Raw genomic sequence first — 14,669 nt, forward strand, 5'->3', positions numbered from 1 at the left:
CAAGTCAGCCGAATATTGCAAAATGGTACTATGCACAATTTTTCGACTCCACCTAGATATTTGTACCGATTAGCAATCACACCAAGGAATTGAAATGCAAGTTAATGAAGAAGACCGAATTACCCCTCCAGGTTCTGAAAAGCCAGGGTCTAACAAGATGTTAATCGCTATCGCGGTGATTGCATTGTTAGGCGCAAGCAGTTATTTCTATTTTACCAGTGATGACACTGATGAATTTGAACCCGTTGTTATCACCCCAGTTGAACTGCCAGAATCAGTTCCTGAGACGCCAATAGAGCAAACGCCTATTGAAGAACCAGAAAGCATTGCCACAACAGATGATGTAGTGCCCACTGGAGAATCCGCTGCCGCAACGATAGAGCCACTCCCCACCTTAGATGAGTCTGATGATTTTGTAGAAGCAAAAACATTAGCCATTGCTAACGGCATGAAAATTGCGCCAATGATCTTGAAAAAAGACATTGCCCGCCAATTTGTGGTATTTGTCGATAACTTAGCCCAAGGCAATATGGTGCGTAAAGCGAGCCCGTTAAAAGGCCCCGATACAAAATTTACCGTGAGCGAAATAACCAACAAAATCTATCTTAATCCAGACAGTTATCATAGATATGATTTATACGCTAATTTTATAGAGGAGCTGAGTGATAAAGATTTAATCAGTACTTACAATGAGTTAAAGCCATTATTTGCCGAAGCTTTTACTGAACTAGGTTACAGTAACATTGACTTTGATACGCGAATGCAGCAGGTTTTCAGCATGGTTGCTGATGCGCCCATTATTGAAGATCCTATTGAATTATCATCGATCAGTGTTAACTATAAATATGTCGATCCCAATCTTGAGGCATTACCCAATGCACAAAAACTGTTGATCCGCATGGGGCCAGAAAACGCTCGTAAAATCAAAGCAGCAGTCAAGAAACTACAACAAAGCTTTCCGAGCCAATAAGCTATTACATCAAGCGGTAAAGCTATTTTATTAGGCTATAAGCAATCAGCGCGACGTTTACCGTCGCGCTTTTTTATTGCACAATCACTTTGTTCAATAAACCCTCTGCTATTAGCCTTTTTCGTCCACACGACTTCTTATCTACATTCACTTCAGTGTACAATCGGCAAGGTTAACGAATATTCATTATTGGCATGATTATTATTAACAATTAGATAAGGATAGCTAGGCAGTTATAGAGGGAATGTAGTGCAATTAGTATTTGATCTTCTATCATGGGGTGCATGGTCTGCGGACTTTCAGACAACAGAACGTTGGCAGCAATGGCAACAGCCTAATGGCGACTTGTCGCCAAAATCTGACTCACCAGCATTAGCACACATTCCTGCCATGCAACGTCGGCGCTTTAGTCGCTTAACCAAAATGATGCTAACCGCGGCATACCAATGCCAACCCGATATGCATTGCCGTAGTATTTTTGCATCTCGTCATGGTGAACTTACCAGAACCTTAGGCTTACTTAAGGATATTGCCCAGCAGCAAGCTTTATCACCAATGGCTTTTAGTCAATCAGTGCACAATACTGCCAGTGGTATTTTTGGTATTGTGAATGATAATACTACGACGTCTACATCCATTGCTGCGGGTGAGCAAACCCTCACACAAGCACTCATTGAAGCCTACGCTCAATTAGCACAATCCCCATCGCCAGTATTGGTTGTCTTTGGTGACGATCCGGTTCCACCGGTATACAGTGAATTTATTCACGAGGTCGAACTTCCTCTGGCATTCGGTTTGTACCTTGCACCACTCAATAACATCGCCCACCGAGCTGAAAAGCAGGCTATAGCACCCGAATTACATCAAACAATGCCTCAACGGACGACTCTACGCCTGTCTGATCATCCACTCGGATTAGGCCCTCTTGACAACCAAAAACACCAAGACAACATCAGCTTGAGCGAGTTAATCCATCATATTGCCAGTGCAAAGAATATCCAGGGTAAACTGTGCCATTGGTATTGGTCACTTGAACATCATGACTAATCAACCACACAAACCACAACATGCTGATGCTATTGAGCAAAAAAAATCCGCCGCGCCGAAACTGCGCGGATGTCGTTATGTACCTCGCTGGATTGGCGGTGTGCTTTGTTATATTGCTTTTGGTTTAGGTGGACTGCTCTGCTCATTAACTATTTTACCCATATTACAACTTTGGCCCACTAAGCCAGAGCTGCGGGTTGCACGGGTACAAAGATTAGTCAGCGGGATGTTTAGAGCATTGGTCGCCATGCTCAGTTTTGCTGGGGTGATTACAGTTAACACTAAGAATATCGAAACACTACAGCAAGCAAAGGGGCAGATTGTCATCGCCAATCACCCAACATTAGTGGATGTGGTAGTATTAATTAGTCTTATGCCGAATGCGGGTTGTATTGTAAAACAAGGCTTATGGCGTAATCCATTTATTCGCGGCGTACTCGCCAGTGCCGGTTATATTCCAAATCGTGGCGCTGATTGGCTACTAGATGACTGCTTACAAGTGTTGCAAACCGATACCAATTTAATTATTTTCCCTGAAGGTACGCGAACATTAACCGGTAATATCGTTAATCCTTTTGCTCGCGGGGCCGCCAATATTGCGCTACGCACCCAAACAGATATTTTACCTGTGGTATTACGTACTGATGTTGCAGGGTTGACCAAGCAACAAGCTTGGTACCAAATTCCACGGCAAACCATCAATATGTCAGTAGAAATAGGCACAAGCATGTCATACCTGCTGTATGATGTTAAACAAGGTAATGAAGCCAAAATGGCTCGACAGCTGACGCGCGACTTGCAGCAGTTTTACCTTGATACACTTAAACAGCCTATCAAGTCACATTGATAGCCATACTTATAAGAAAAACAAAAAAATGAACTTACACAATCAAATAAAACAACTGATCATCGATTGCTTAGATCTAGAAGATGTCACTGTCGATGATATCGAAACCGATGCAGCCTTATTTGGTGACGGTCTAGGCTTAGACTCGATCGATGCACTCGAATTAGGCTTGGCCATTAAGAAAGAATTTGATATCAAAATTGAAGCAAATTCTGATGCGACTACTGCACACTTTTTCAGTGTTGCTAGCTTAGCTAGCTTTATTGAATCTCAACGTGTTTAGGAGCCTGCATGCAAAATCGTGAACAAATTCTCGAAATGCTTAGCGCCATTTTAGTTGAAGATTTTGAAATAGATGCGGCCGATATCACTCTAGAAGCTTCTTTGTATAAAGACCTTGATTTAGATAGTATTGATGCGGTTGATTTGGTGATTAAATTGCAACAGCGTACCGGTAGAAAAATTCAACCTGAGGCATTTAAAACCGTTCGCACAGTCGATGATGTCGTGAACGCCATTGAAGGATTAATTAAAAGCTAATGCGGTTAATCCTGCAGATTATTACTACTTTAGTCATTATTGCTTATCCTTTAGCAGTGTACTTTGGATTGCAGTATTTACCACCGGGCACCATTGCTTTGCTGCTTTGTTTGTTATTATTGATGCGGTTTATGGTCACTAAGCAACAAGTGAAATCCATGACACTGCCAATACTGATTGGCATCGGATTAACCGCAGCCAGTTTTATTGCTCAGCGTAACGACTGGTTACTATACTATCCGGTGGTGATAAACCTGAGTATGTTAGGATTATTTGGTTACTCACTGATTAATGGCCCAAGTATGATTGAGCGCTTAGCACGCTTAAAAGAGCCTGATTTACCAGACTCTGCTATTCCATACTTACAAACCATTACCAAACTTTGGTGTGGGTTATTTATTGTTAATGGTGCAGTGGCGACCTATACCGCCATAGCAACAAGCATTGAAATATGGACACTTTACAACGGACTGATCGCCTATCTGTTTATGGGTATGCTACTCAGTGGTGAATGGATTTATCGTCGTTTTTGGTTGAAAAAACATGAATAAGCTTTTACTCAATTGGTTATCCACAGGGCCTGCCTCACAGCAGCTGATAAGCTTTGACCATCATGACATCATGACGGGATCATTGTTTTGTGCGCACGTTGCCCACCTCCATGCTCAACTGACCCAAAGTGCTGCTAAGCGTTGGTTGCTTGCAGCCAAGCACAGCGACTTATTTGCCGCAGGCTTATGCGCGGCCTTGTTAGCCGGTAAACAAGTAATATTACCCGCCAACACCCAAAGTGGTACCTTGAGTCAACTCAACCACGAATTTGATGCCATTATTGCCGACACGCCCTTATGTGAAGTGGGTGAGTATATTGCGCTCAAAAAAGAATTAAGTTTACCCGCAGCGAAATGGCCTAAATCAGAATCATTAGGTGAATTAATCTTATTCACCTCTGGTAGTAGCGGCCAGCCCAAAGCCGTCAAAAAAACGCTGCAGCAACTCGATGCCGAAGTCAGTATTCTTGAACAAACCTTTGCCGAACATTTACCTCATTGCTCGGTGGTATCGACGGTTTCGCATCAACATATCTACGGTTTATTATTTAAAGTTCTGTGGCCTTTGGCCGCGAGCCGAGCTTTCTTAAGTGAACAAATCGACTTTCCAGAAACCCTTAGCTACTACCTGGCCATCATGCCAAATTTGTGTTTGATCAGTAGCCCCGCTCAATTGACTCGCTTACCTGATGCGCTTGATAACCAAAAGCAACAACGCATTCCAAGCTTAATTTTCAGTTCTGGTGGACCATTAAATTTTGATGCTGCCCAGGCGGTTAAGCAATGTTTTTATCAATTGCCAATCGAAATATTTGGCAGTACTGAGACCGGCGGTATAGCCTATCGACGCCAGCAGCAACCACTGCAACCATGGCAAGCCTTTACCCAAGTCAACATTGATATAGATCCCCAAGACGGGGCTTTGATGTTGCAGTCAGTTTATTTAGACAATCAGGCCCAGTGGCTGAGGTGCGATGATAAAATTGAACTGTTAACTGATGGCCAGTTCCGTTTATTACATCGCCTTGATCGCATTGTGAAAATTGAAGAAAAACGTTTGTCATTAGCCCAAGTGGAGCATTTACTGCAAACCCATCCTTTTGTTCGCGAAGCGGCCGTCACGGTATTAGAACAACCGCGTACCATGTTAGGTGCGGCAATATGCTTAAGCGAATTAGGCCTTAAAACACTCGAAGCGGAAGGGAAATTAGCGCTCAATAATGCGTTGAAAAACCACTTATTAAGCCAGTTTGAGCGCATCACCTTACCAAGACGCTGGCGTTATCCTGCACACTTGCCACTCAACAGCCAAGGCAAGCGTACTCAAGCAGAAATTATAGCCTTATTTAGTCATGATTAAGTCAGAATTACCCCATATTGTTAGCCATCAAGGCGGTAACAATCTCTATCAATGGCGTTTATTTGTTAGCGCAGATTTAGCCTTTTTTAATGGTCATTTTCCTCAGCAAGCCGTATTGCCTGGGGTTACCCAATTGGATTGGGCGGTCAAACTTGGCTGTGAGGCATTTGGTTATTCAGCCACTATTGCCACATTAGAAGTGCTTAAGTTTCAACAACTCATATTACCCGACACCTATGTTGATTTGGTGATTGAACATCAAGTCCAAAAAGCAAAACTGATTTTCAGTTATCGCGATCAAGATAAACGTTTCTCTTCTGGGCGCATTGTGGTCAAACCCGCGTTGGTCACTGCTGCGCCGACTGCCATTGAGAGTAACCCATGAAATTGACCTTGGTTATCCCCAACTACAATCATCATATCGCCATTGAACAAACCCTAACCAAGTTGGCAAAATTCAACCTGACCTGTTATCTAGTTGATGATGGTAGCCAAGATGAAACCCGCTATGTATTGCAAGCTATGGCGGACAAATTTAGCTGGGTAACCCTCATCAGCCATCCTTTTAATCGCGGTAAAGGTGCGGCAGTGACCAGCGGTCTGCGCCAAGCTTACCGCGATGGTTTCACCCATGCATTACAGGTTGATGCCGATGGGCAGCATAATTTAGACGATATTCCGTTAATGATATCGAGCTGCGAACAGCACCCACAGGCATTAATATCTGGCCAGCCGATTTATGATGAGTCCGTGCCTAAAGGCCGTTTATACGGGCGTTACCTCACCCATTTGTGGGTATGGATTGAAACCTTGAGTTTTGACATTCAAGATTCTATGTGTGGTTTTCGGGTCTATCCATTAGCGGCTACTGAACAGTTATTCAGCCAGCAAGCTTTGGGTGAGCGGATGGATTTTGATATTGAAATTATGGTCAGACTGCACTGGCAGGGTACGCCAGTCATTCATGTGCCAACTAAAGTGATCTATCCTGAAGATGGCATCAGTCACTTCCAAGGCGTGCAAGATAATGTGCGGATCAGCTGGATGCACACCCGGTTATTTTTTGGCATGCTCGCTCGCCTGCCGCGCATTATCAGCAAACAACTTTTACAGCAAAAAGATCCACCACCAGAGCAAGCTCAGTCGCAAAAACATTGGTCGACAATGACAGAGCGTGGCAGTTTTTGGGGCATCAAACTGTTAGCTGAATGCTATCGTCTTGGCGGGCATTGGCTGTGCCGGGCAATGATGTATCCGGTAATTTGTTATTTTTTCATAACGGGATCGACGGCTCGACACGCATCATTGGATTTTTTACGCCGCGTTCAACAGCTACAACCTCATCACCCTAATCTCAGTAGCGAGGTTAATTGGCGCGATAGCCTTAAACATTTCTTTGCCTTTGGCAATGCCGCCCTCGATAGAATGGATGCTTGGTGCGACCGAATTAATCTAGAGCAAGTCGACTTTAACGACCGAAAAATACTCGCAGACCAAGTGGCCACAGGTCGAGGTGCAGTATTGATTGTGTCGCATTTAGGCAATATGGAATTGTGTCGCGCTATCTCTGTCCACCAGCAAAAGGTGAAAGTGAATGTGATGGTGCTAACCCAACACGCTGAAAATTTTAACAAGGTACTGCAGCAGCTTAATCCACAAAGTAGTCTTAACTTAATCCATGTCAATGAGCTTGATCCCAGTACCGCCATGTTACTGCAGCAAAAAATTGATCAAGGTGAAATGGTGGTTATTGCCGCGGACCGCACCTCGTCTAGCAGCCAAGGTCGCGTCACCTATTTGCCCTTTTTAGGCCAAGATGCTGCGTTTCCACAAGGGCCATTTATTTTAGCAAGCTTACTCGACTGCCCTGTTTACAGCTTATTTTGTATTCGCCAGCATGGGCGTTATCAAGTACATGTAGAACATCTAAGCGACAGCTTAAAAGGTCCACGAGCAGGCAGAATTGAACGCTTAACCGACGCCATGAGCCAATATAGCCAACGCTTAGCGCACTTTGCCCTACAGGCTCCGATGCAATGGTTTAACTTTTTCGATTTTTGGCGTAGAGATGAATTGATTACTCGTCCTGTTTCACGCCCAGGTACAGCACCTAATTCAAGTACAGCGACTAATTCAAGTACTGCACCTAATTCAAGTACAGCGACTAATTCAAGTACTGCACCTAATTCAAGTACAGCACCTAATTCAAGTACAGCACCTAGTTCAAGTACTGTACCCAATAACAGCACAACGTCACCCCGTCAGGATAACTAATTCAATGAGCCACACTTCTTCACCGTCATCAACCGCCAATAGCACAGTGCATTTAGGCCAAAGCTATCTTAGTCTTGAGCAAGTAGTGGCTATCGCCAAAGGCGCCGCGGTCAAGGTGGCTGATACTGCCGACTATGTTGAATATATCCAAAAAGGCGCTCGCTTTATTGACAGCCTGCTGCATGAAGAGGGTGTGGTATATGGTGTCACCACAGGTTACGGCGACTCATGTACCGTGAATGTCAGCCTAGACTTAGTTCACGAATTACCACTGCACTTAACCCGGTTTCATGGTTGTGGTTTAGGCGATGTATTTAGCCCAATGCAAGCCCGCGCCATTATGGCTTGCCGCTTAAACTCCTTGGCTATGGGCAAGTCAGGTGTGAGTTATCTACTGCTGCAACGCATCGAATGGCTATTAAACAATGATATTACTCCGGTGATCCCTCAAGAAGGCTCGGTCGGCGCCAGCGGTGATTTAACCCCATTATCTTATCTTGCTGCTGTATTGGTTGGCGAACGAGAAGTGATGTTCCAAGGTAAACGTCAAGCGACCAAAGATGTTTATCTCAAATTCGGTATGGTGCCATTGACCTTGCGCCCTAAAGAAGGCCTAGCCTTAATGAATGGCACTGCGGTGATGACTGCGCTAGCGTGTTTAGCCTTCGATAGATCCCAGTACTTAACCCGCTTATCAAGCCGAATTACGGCCATGGCGTCGTTAACGCTCAAGGGTAACGCAAACCATTTTGATGATATTTTATTTGCCGCCAAGCCCCACCCAGGACAAAACCAGATAGCCAGCTGGATCCGTGAAGACTTAAATCATCATGTGCACCCTCGTAACTCAGATCGTTTACAAGACCGCTATTCAATTCGCTGTGCGCCGCACATTATTGGCGTACTGCAAGATGCCCTGCCCTTTATGCGCCAATTTATTGAAACCGAACTCAATAGTGCCAACGACAATCCTATTGTCGATGCTGAAGGTGAACATATCCTCCATGGCGGTCACTTTTATGGCGGCCACATCGCGTTTGCCATGGATGCGATGAAAAATGCCGTGGCCAATATAGCCGACTTAATTGATCGCCAAATGGCCTTAGTCATGGACCCTAAATTTAATAATGGTTTACCGGCTAATTTGTCTGCTGCAGAAGGCGAACGCCGCGCCATTAACCATGGTTTTAAAGCGGTACAAATTGGCGTATCCGCTTGGACTGCTGAAGCGTTAAAAAACACTATGCCCGCCAGCGTGTTTTCACGTTCAACTGAATGCCATAATCAAGATAAAGTCAGTATGGGGACTATTGCCGCACGTGATTGCATGCGGATACTGCAACTCACAGAGCAAGTCGCCGCCGCAGCATTATTGGCCATGAGCCAGGGGATCCAATTGCGTATAATGCAGCAAGAACTCGATGCAAGTTCATTAACCCCCTCTTTGGCCACTACTTTAGCCCAAGTCAGCGAAGATTTTGAACTGCTTACCGAAGACCGCCCCCTAGAAGCGGTACTGCGTCAAACTGTCGAAAAAATTCAACTAGGTCAGTGGGAGGTGTGCTAAATGAAAGGATTATTACTCACCGAAATGGAAATGGTGATCCCGTTTCACGATGTCGATTCGATGGGCATCACTTGGCATGGCAATTATTTGCGCTACTTTGAAGTGGTGCGCTGCCTATTGCTGGATAAACTCGGTTATAACTATCGCACTATGCAAGAGTCCGGTTATGCGTGGCCCATTGTCGATGTGCAAGTAAAGTATGTTAAAAGCAGCACCTTTGACCAAAAAATCAAAGTCATTGCGGCCATTGTTGAGTGGGAAAATCGCCTACGTATTAATTATCAAGTTTTCGATGCCCAAACCAATGTGCGGATCACTAAAGGCTATACCATTCAGGCAGCCGTTGAGATTGCCACCCAAGAATTATGCTTTGTCACCCCAGAAGTGTTCCTGCAAAAAATTCGCCCATTACTTGATACGAGCCAAGCTTAATGAATACTCGCAAAGGAATGTTTGCTCGGGTCAGTCGTCTCGTTATAGTGCTCTGTTTGCATATTGGCATAGTCTCGGCCAATGAACGTCCGCCAGCAAGCAACAATCAAACACTGACTCCAGAGCGGACACAAGCAAAGCCCCAACCTCTGACTCAAGCTCTGACCAAAGAGCAATTAGCTGATATTCAGACTTTGTACAGTCAACCAGCTACCACAGAAGCCCTCAGGGCTCTAGCTCAGCAATTAAATTTACAACTTGATACTAGAGGGCAGTTTATTCAGCTGCGCCACTTACAGGTGCTAAAAAAGCCCTTGCTCAGCCAAGGGCAATTTATTTTTAGTCCGGCGCAGGGATTAGTATGGCAACAACAGCGGCCGTTCAGCACCTTAATGGTGTTAAAAGATCAGCAGTTGATCCAGCAAAACAGCCAAGGCAAGGTGCAACAACTTAACGCTGCGGTCAGTGGCAACCCCATCGCGCAGCAATTACCGCGTTTATTACAAGCCATTATGGCGGGCGATATCGATGCTTTAAGTGCTGATTTTGCCTTGTTTATGCCAGCAAAAACGCCAAAAAATGCGTCATGGCAACTCGGCTTGCAAGCTAAAGATCCTCAAGTGCAAGCGTCCATGGGCAACATAACCCTCAGTGGCGACACTCAGTTACGCTCATTAATCATGACAAGTAGCCAGGCGGATATTCGCGACTATACCCAAATTCAATTTATCGATCCCCAGCAAGGGCCGCTCAGTGTAAGCGAACTGGCGCTTTTTAGCCTTGGCAATGAGTCCGTTCAATAATGATACCAAGATCGCTTGGCGCCATATTATCGCCCATTGGGCGGTTTGCCTTATGGATAGTATTGCTGCTGGCAATGTTAGCCACAGGCCTTTTGCAATGGCAGCAAGGCGCGCATATTCAGACTGACATTTTGGCTATGCTGCCGCATTTACAACAAGATAAGCTCACCGAAACAGCATTAAACAAGGTAGAACAGCAACTCGCTAATCAAGTGTACATTGCCGTTATTGCCAACAACGACAGCCAAGCTATCAGCGCAGCCAAGCAACTGATGATATCCCTTGAACAACAGACTCAACAGCCCTTTACCGCCATTCGTAGCGGCGCGGATGATCATCTGCAAGACTTGGCTAAAGTGTATTTCGAACATCGTTTTGGCTTACTGACGCCTGAACAAGCACACGCCATTGAAACAGGCCATTGGCGCCAATTGCTTAACGCTGCCCAAAGCCAACTTTATAGCGCATTTGGTTTTGCTAACAGTCAACTGCTCAGCAATGATCCGTTATTGATGTTTCCGGCTAACTTGCTGGCGTTATCGCCCAACAGTGCGCTGCGCAGCCAACAAGGGGTTTTACTGACAGATACCGTAGACGGTGTAGCTGCGATTGTCATGGCCAAAGGCCGTGATAGTGCTTTTAGCCCGACCGCTCAGCAACAGCAAATGCAAGCATTAGAATCTGCGTTTAGCCAAATTAATCAGCACTATCCCGAGGTGAGCTTTCTCAAGGCTGGGGCACTTTTTCATGCCATTGCTGCCACAGAATCAGCCAAACAAGAAATCAGCCGCATTGGCTTAATTTCCATGTTGGGGATTATCTTATTAGTCTGGTTGGCCTTTCGATCTATGATGCCGTTATTTGCCGCGCTACTGACCTTAACCTCTGGGGTGGTGTTTGCGTTTGTCGCCACCTTAAGTTTTTTTGGTGAGCTGCATTTACTGACACTGGTATTTGGCACCAGCTTAATTGGTGTAGCCATTGATTACAGCTTCCACTTTTACTGCGAAAAACAAGCTCACCCCAATGACAACGCCAGTGACACATTAACGCGTATTTTCCCTGCGCTCACCCTCGCCCTTGTTACCAGTGTCAGTGCCTTTGTCGCCATAGGGTTTACGCCATTCCCGGGGATGCAACAAGTGGCGGTATTTTGCGCCGCGGGGTTAATGGGTGCTTACCTAACCTTGTTACTGGTGTTTCCATTGCTGGGCAACCATGGGCTTAAACCCACCCGCGGATTAACCCTAGCCCAAGGTTATCTGACCGTATTGCAACGCACATTTATACCGAGTCGATTGTGGCAAAAAGTCGCCATCGCGGCACTGCTGATTGGTTTAACGGCTATATTATTTTTGGGCTTATCACAAGCTGACACCGACGATGATATTCGCCAATTACAGCAAAGCCCTGCTGCCATCACCAGCGAAGAAAACCAGCTCAGACAGCTGCTCAGCGGCGGCACAGACAACCAATTTATTTTGGTCAGCAGCCACAACGAACAAGCATTATTGCAAACATTAGAGCAACTGGTCCCCGTACTTGATAAGGCCGTTGCCGATGGCGAGTTAAGCCAGGCCATTAGCCTGAGTCGCTTTATGCCCAGCATTGCGCGTCAGCGCCACGATTATCAATTACAACAACAGCTCTATCAGCAACATTTAGATGAAATCATCACCGAGATGGGCCTAAATGACAGCATAAAGACCAGCTTGCTTGCACAACTCGACCAAGCTACAACACAATGGTTAACGCCAAAAAGGGTGTTAGCCCAAGCTAATGATGATTTACATGCCCTATGGCTTGGCGCAATATCGACCACAGACAACACCGAGCAATATGGTGCAATTGTGTTGCTAGGTGGCATACACTCGTTAGTGTCCCTCGAGCAACGACTCACTGACCAAAACTGGTCTTTAGGCCAAGTGCGTTTAATCGATAAAGTCGGGGGTATATCGGCTTTAATGGGCAAGTATCGCCAACTGACATTACAGCTATTAGTGTGGGTCTTTGTGTTAGCAAGCCTACTGTTTAGCATTAAATATGGCATTAAGCTGGCGTTAGCCATCGTGGCGGTACCGGCATTATCAGTACTGCTCACCCTCGCGTGTTTAGGGCTTGTCGGCTCGAGCATCAGTTTGTTTCACGCATTAGCACTTATTTTGGTGTTAGGGATCGGGATTGATTACAGCCTGTTTTTTGCCGAGGCGAAACACACCAGTCGCGGTGTGATGATGGCAATCTTTATGTCAGCCTGTTCAACGCTATTGGCTTTTGGTTTATTGGCGCTCAGTCAAACTAATGCGATTCACTTTTTTGGATTAACACTTCTTTTTGGGATCAGTTTTGCATTCTTACTGGCACCGTTTATTTCATTTATCACTAGGAAAACACTGTAAATGTTAAGCAGTCAAACACATACAGTCAGCAACATGGACGTCGACGTTGCCATCATTGGCGCAGGCCCTTCAGGCGCTATTGCTGCAAGCCTATTACGCCAGCAAGGTCATCAGGTTATTGTTATTGAAAAACAGCATTTTCCACGTTTTTCAATTGGCGAAAGCTTACTGCCTTGTTGCATGCAGTTTCTCGAACAAGCCGGCATGTTAGAAGCGGTTAATCAGGCTGGATTTCAGTTTAAAAATGGCGCCGCATTTCGCCACCAAGGTCGCTATACCACTTTTGATTTTAATGACAAATTTACCCCTGGCCCAAGCACTACCTTTCAGGTTCAGCGGGCTGATTTTGATAAACTATTGGCAGACACAGCAATCGGTCAAGGGGTCGATATTCGTTTTGGTCATCGAGTCGATAATATTGATCTTACTGAAAACCCTCGCTTAACGGTAACGAATGAACAAGGTCAGCAATATCAAGTTAACGCTAAATTTGTGCTTGATGCCAGTGGTTTTGGTCGAGTACTACCACGATTGTTGAACCTAGAACAGCCGTCAAACCTGCCGCCTCGAAGTGCTATTTTTACCCACATTGAAGACAACATCAGCGATCCCAGCTTTGATCGTAATAAGATCCTCATTAGCGTTCACCCAAAGCATAAGGATATTTGGTACTGGTTAATCCCTTTTAACCATAACCGTTGCTCCATTGGGGTGGTGGCGGAGCCTCATTTACTGCAACATTTATCCGGTACCCTAGAACAACAACTGTTAGCGATAGTGAATGAAGAACCAGAGCTACAACGCTTACTGGCTAACGCTAATATTGTTCAACCTTGCGCCACATTGAAAGGTTATTCGGCCAATGTCACCACCTTAGCAACCAACAAGTTTGCTTTGCTGGGCAACGCTGGAGAATTCCTTGACCCGGTATTTTCATCAGGGGTAACGATTGCAATGCAGTCAGCATCAATGGCAGTAGCCAGTGTAAATAAGCAACTTAACGGTCAAACCGTTGACTGGAATACCGAGTATACAGAGCCATTAATGCAAGGGGTAAACACCTTTAGAACCTATGTCCAAGCTTGGTATGATGGACGTTTTCAAGATGTCATTTTCTATCAACAAGCCAACAGCAAGATTAAACAAATGATTTGCTCAATTTTAGCGGGCTACGCTTGGGACATGAGTAATCCGTTTGTGAAAGAGTCTGAGCGACGCCTCAACACCATTGTCGAGTTATGTCAGGAGCCCAATATTGCTTAACCTATTCGAGCATTTTATTGATTTATTATCACGCCGTATTGTGGCCCTGCTTCTACTAAGCTTATTAACCGCTTGCAGCCAGCAAATCGTGCGGCAAACTTGTGTCCCTCTCACGGGTGAAGCACAATATTGCTTAAGTCCAACCTCGACGGTATTAACTGATGCTCATCAAGACATTAATTTAACTCAAATGGTTAACTTTACCCGTGGGCAAGATAGCCATGAGTTATTAACCCAGCTTGAACTCAACCCACAACGGATGACGTTAGTAGGATTAGCGCCTCTTGGGCAAGCGCTATTCACACTAGTGTACGATGGGCAAACCCTGCAAAGTCAGCAAAGTCTGTTATTGGGTGAGCAGTTTAAAGCGGAATATTTAATGGCGATAATGCAGATAATTTACTGGCCAACGGAGCAAGTCAATCGCCACTTAAGTGGCGGTGAATTAATGATTAAACCCTGTAATATGGGGCTATGTAAGCAACTGCTGGATGCTAATGGCGAGTTAATGAGGTTAACGTATAGCAATATAGATCCATGGTTAGCGCAAGTGAACGTTGACATCGACGCCGCTGATATTCACATAAAAATCACTCCAATTGAATAGTCAGAGCTC

At 45.1% G+C, this 14,669-nt stretch carries 15 protein-coding genes; all 15 read left to right on the top strand.

The window, feature by feature from the left end; translation table 11 throughout:
* Positions 1-94: 94 nt before the first annotated feature.
* Complete coding sequence (locus AAEY93_RS13735) at positions 95-970, top strand: DUF3014 domain-containing protein (RefSeq protein WP_351077630.1); 876 nt, start codon at positions 95-97, stop codon at positions 968-970.
* Between the two features lie 249 nt (positions 971-1,219).
* Entirely contained in the window at positions 1,220-2,017 is a 798-nt protein-coding gene (locus AAEY93_RS13740; protein ID WP_124013190.1) for a beta-ketoacyl synthase chain length factor, read from the top strand.
* Positions 2,010-2,864 carry a lysophospholipid acyltransferase family protein gene (locus tag AAEY93_RS13745; protein WP_124013189.1) on the top strand — a complete coding sequence of 285 codons (855 nt, stop codon included), beginning with the start codon at positions 2,010-2,012 and terminating at the stop codon, positions 2,862-2,864. The genes AAEY93_RS13740 and AAEY93_RS13745 overlap by 8 nt, the downstream gene beginning before the upstream one ends.
* 28 nt (positions 2,865-2,892) lie before the next feature.
* Entirely contained in the window at positions 2,893-3,147 is a 255-nt protein-coding gene (locus AAEY93_RS13750; RefSeq protein WP_101033081.1) for a phosphopantetheine-binding protein, read from the top strand.
* Positions 3,148-3,155: 8 nt separating this feature from the next.
* Positions 3,156-3,404, top strand: coding sequence for an acyl carrier protein (locus AAEY93_RS13755; protein ID WP_101033082.1), 249 nt, complete (start codon positions 3,156-3,158; stop codon positions 3,402-3,404).
* Positions 3,404-3,955 (top strand): COG4648 family protein, encoded by a 552-nt coding sequence (locus AAEY93_RS13760; RefSeq protein ID WP_101033083.1) that lies wholly within the window; start codon positions 3,404-3,406, stop codon positions 3,953-3,955. The genes AAEY93_RS13755 and AAEY93_RS13760 overlap by 1 nt, the downstream gene beginning before the upstream one ends.
* A complete protein-coding gene (locus AAEY93_RS13765) occupies positions 3,948-5,315 on the top strand; it encodes an AMP-binding protein (RefSeq protein WP_124013188.1) in 1,368 nt (455 codons plus the stop codon). The genes AAEY93_RS13760 and AAEY93_RS13765 overlap by 8 nt, the downstream gene beginning before the upstream one ends.
* Positions 5,308-5,700: an ApeI family dehydratase gene (locus tag AAEY93_RS13770; RefSeq protein WP_101033085.1), complete on the top strand. Its 393-nt coding sequence runs from the start codon at positions 5,308-5,310 to the stop codon at positions 5,698-5,700. Before AAEY93_RS13765 ends, AAEY93_RS13770 begins: the two co-directional genes overlap by 8 nt.
* Positions 5,697-7,589, top strand: coding sequence for a glycosyltransferase family 2 protein (locus AAEY93_RS13775; RefSeq protein WP_351077637.1), 1,893 nt, complete (start codon positions 5,697-5,699; stop codon positions 7,587-7,589). The genes AAEY93_RS13770 and AAEY93_RS13775 overlap by 4 nt, the downstream gene beginning before the upstream one ends.
* Positions 7,590-7,593: 4 nt before the next feature.
* Positions 7,594-9,156 (top strand): HAL/PAL/TAL family ammonia-lyase, encoded by a 1,563-nt coding sequence (locus AAEY93_RS13780; protein WP_351077640.1) that lies wholly within the window; start codon positions 7,594-7,596, stop codon positions 9,154-9,156.
* Entirely contained in the window at positions 9,157-9,588 is a 432-nt protein-coding gene (locus tag AAEY93_RS13785) for an acyl-CoA thioesterase (RefSeq protein ID WP_101033088.1), read from the top strand.
* Positions 9,588-10,391: an outer membrane lipoprotein carrier protein LolA gene (locus tag AAEY93_RS13790; protein ID WP_351077644.1), complete on the top strand. Its 804-nt coding sequence runs from the start codon at positions 9,588-9,590 to the stop codon at positions 10,389-10,391. The genes AAEY93_RS13785 and AAEY93_RS13790 overlap by 1 nt, the downstream gene beginning before the upstream one ends.
* Positions 10,391-12,790: an MMPL family transporter gene (locus tag AAEY93_RS13795; RefSeq protein WP_351077647.1), complete on the top strand. Its 2,400-nt coding sequence runs from the start codon at positions 10,391-10,393 to the stop codon at positions 12,788-12,790. The genes AAEY93_RS13790 and AAEY93_RS13795 overlap by 1 nt, the downstream gene beginning before the upstream one ends.
* On the top strand, positions 12,791-14,053 hold the full coding sequence (locus AAEY93_RS13800) for an NAD(P)/FAD-dependent oxidoreductase (protein WP_101033091.1): 1,263 nt from the start codon (positions 12,791-12,793) through the stop codon (positions 14,051-14,053).
* Positions 14,046-14,660 (top strand): DUF3261 domain-containing protein, encoded by a 615-nt coding sequence (locus tag AAEY93_RS13805; RefSeq protein WP_351077651.1) that lies wholly within the window; start codon positions 14,046-14,048, stop codon positions 14,658-14,660. The genes AAEY93_RS13800 and AAEY93_RS13805 overlap by 8 nt, the downstream gene beginning before the upstream one ends.
* Positions 14,661-14,669 lie beyond the last annotated feature (9 nt).

This window comes from Shewanella sp. CAL98-MNA-CIBAN-0140 (assembly GCF_040309905.1).
GTDB classification, from domain to species: Bacteria; Pseudomonadota; Gammaproteobacteria; order Enterobacterales; family Shewanellaceae; genus Shewanella; species Shewanella psychromarinicola.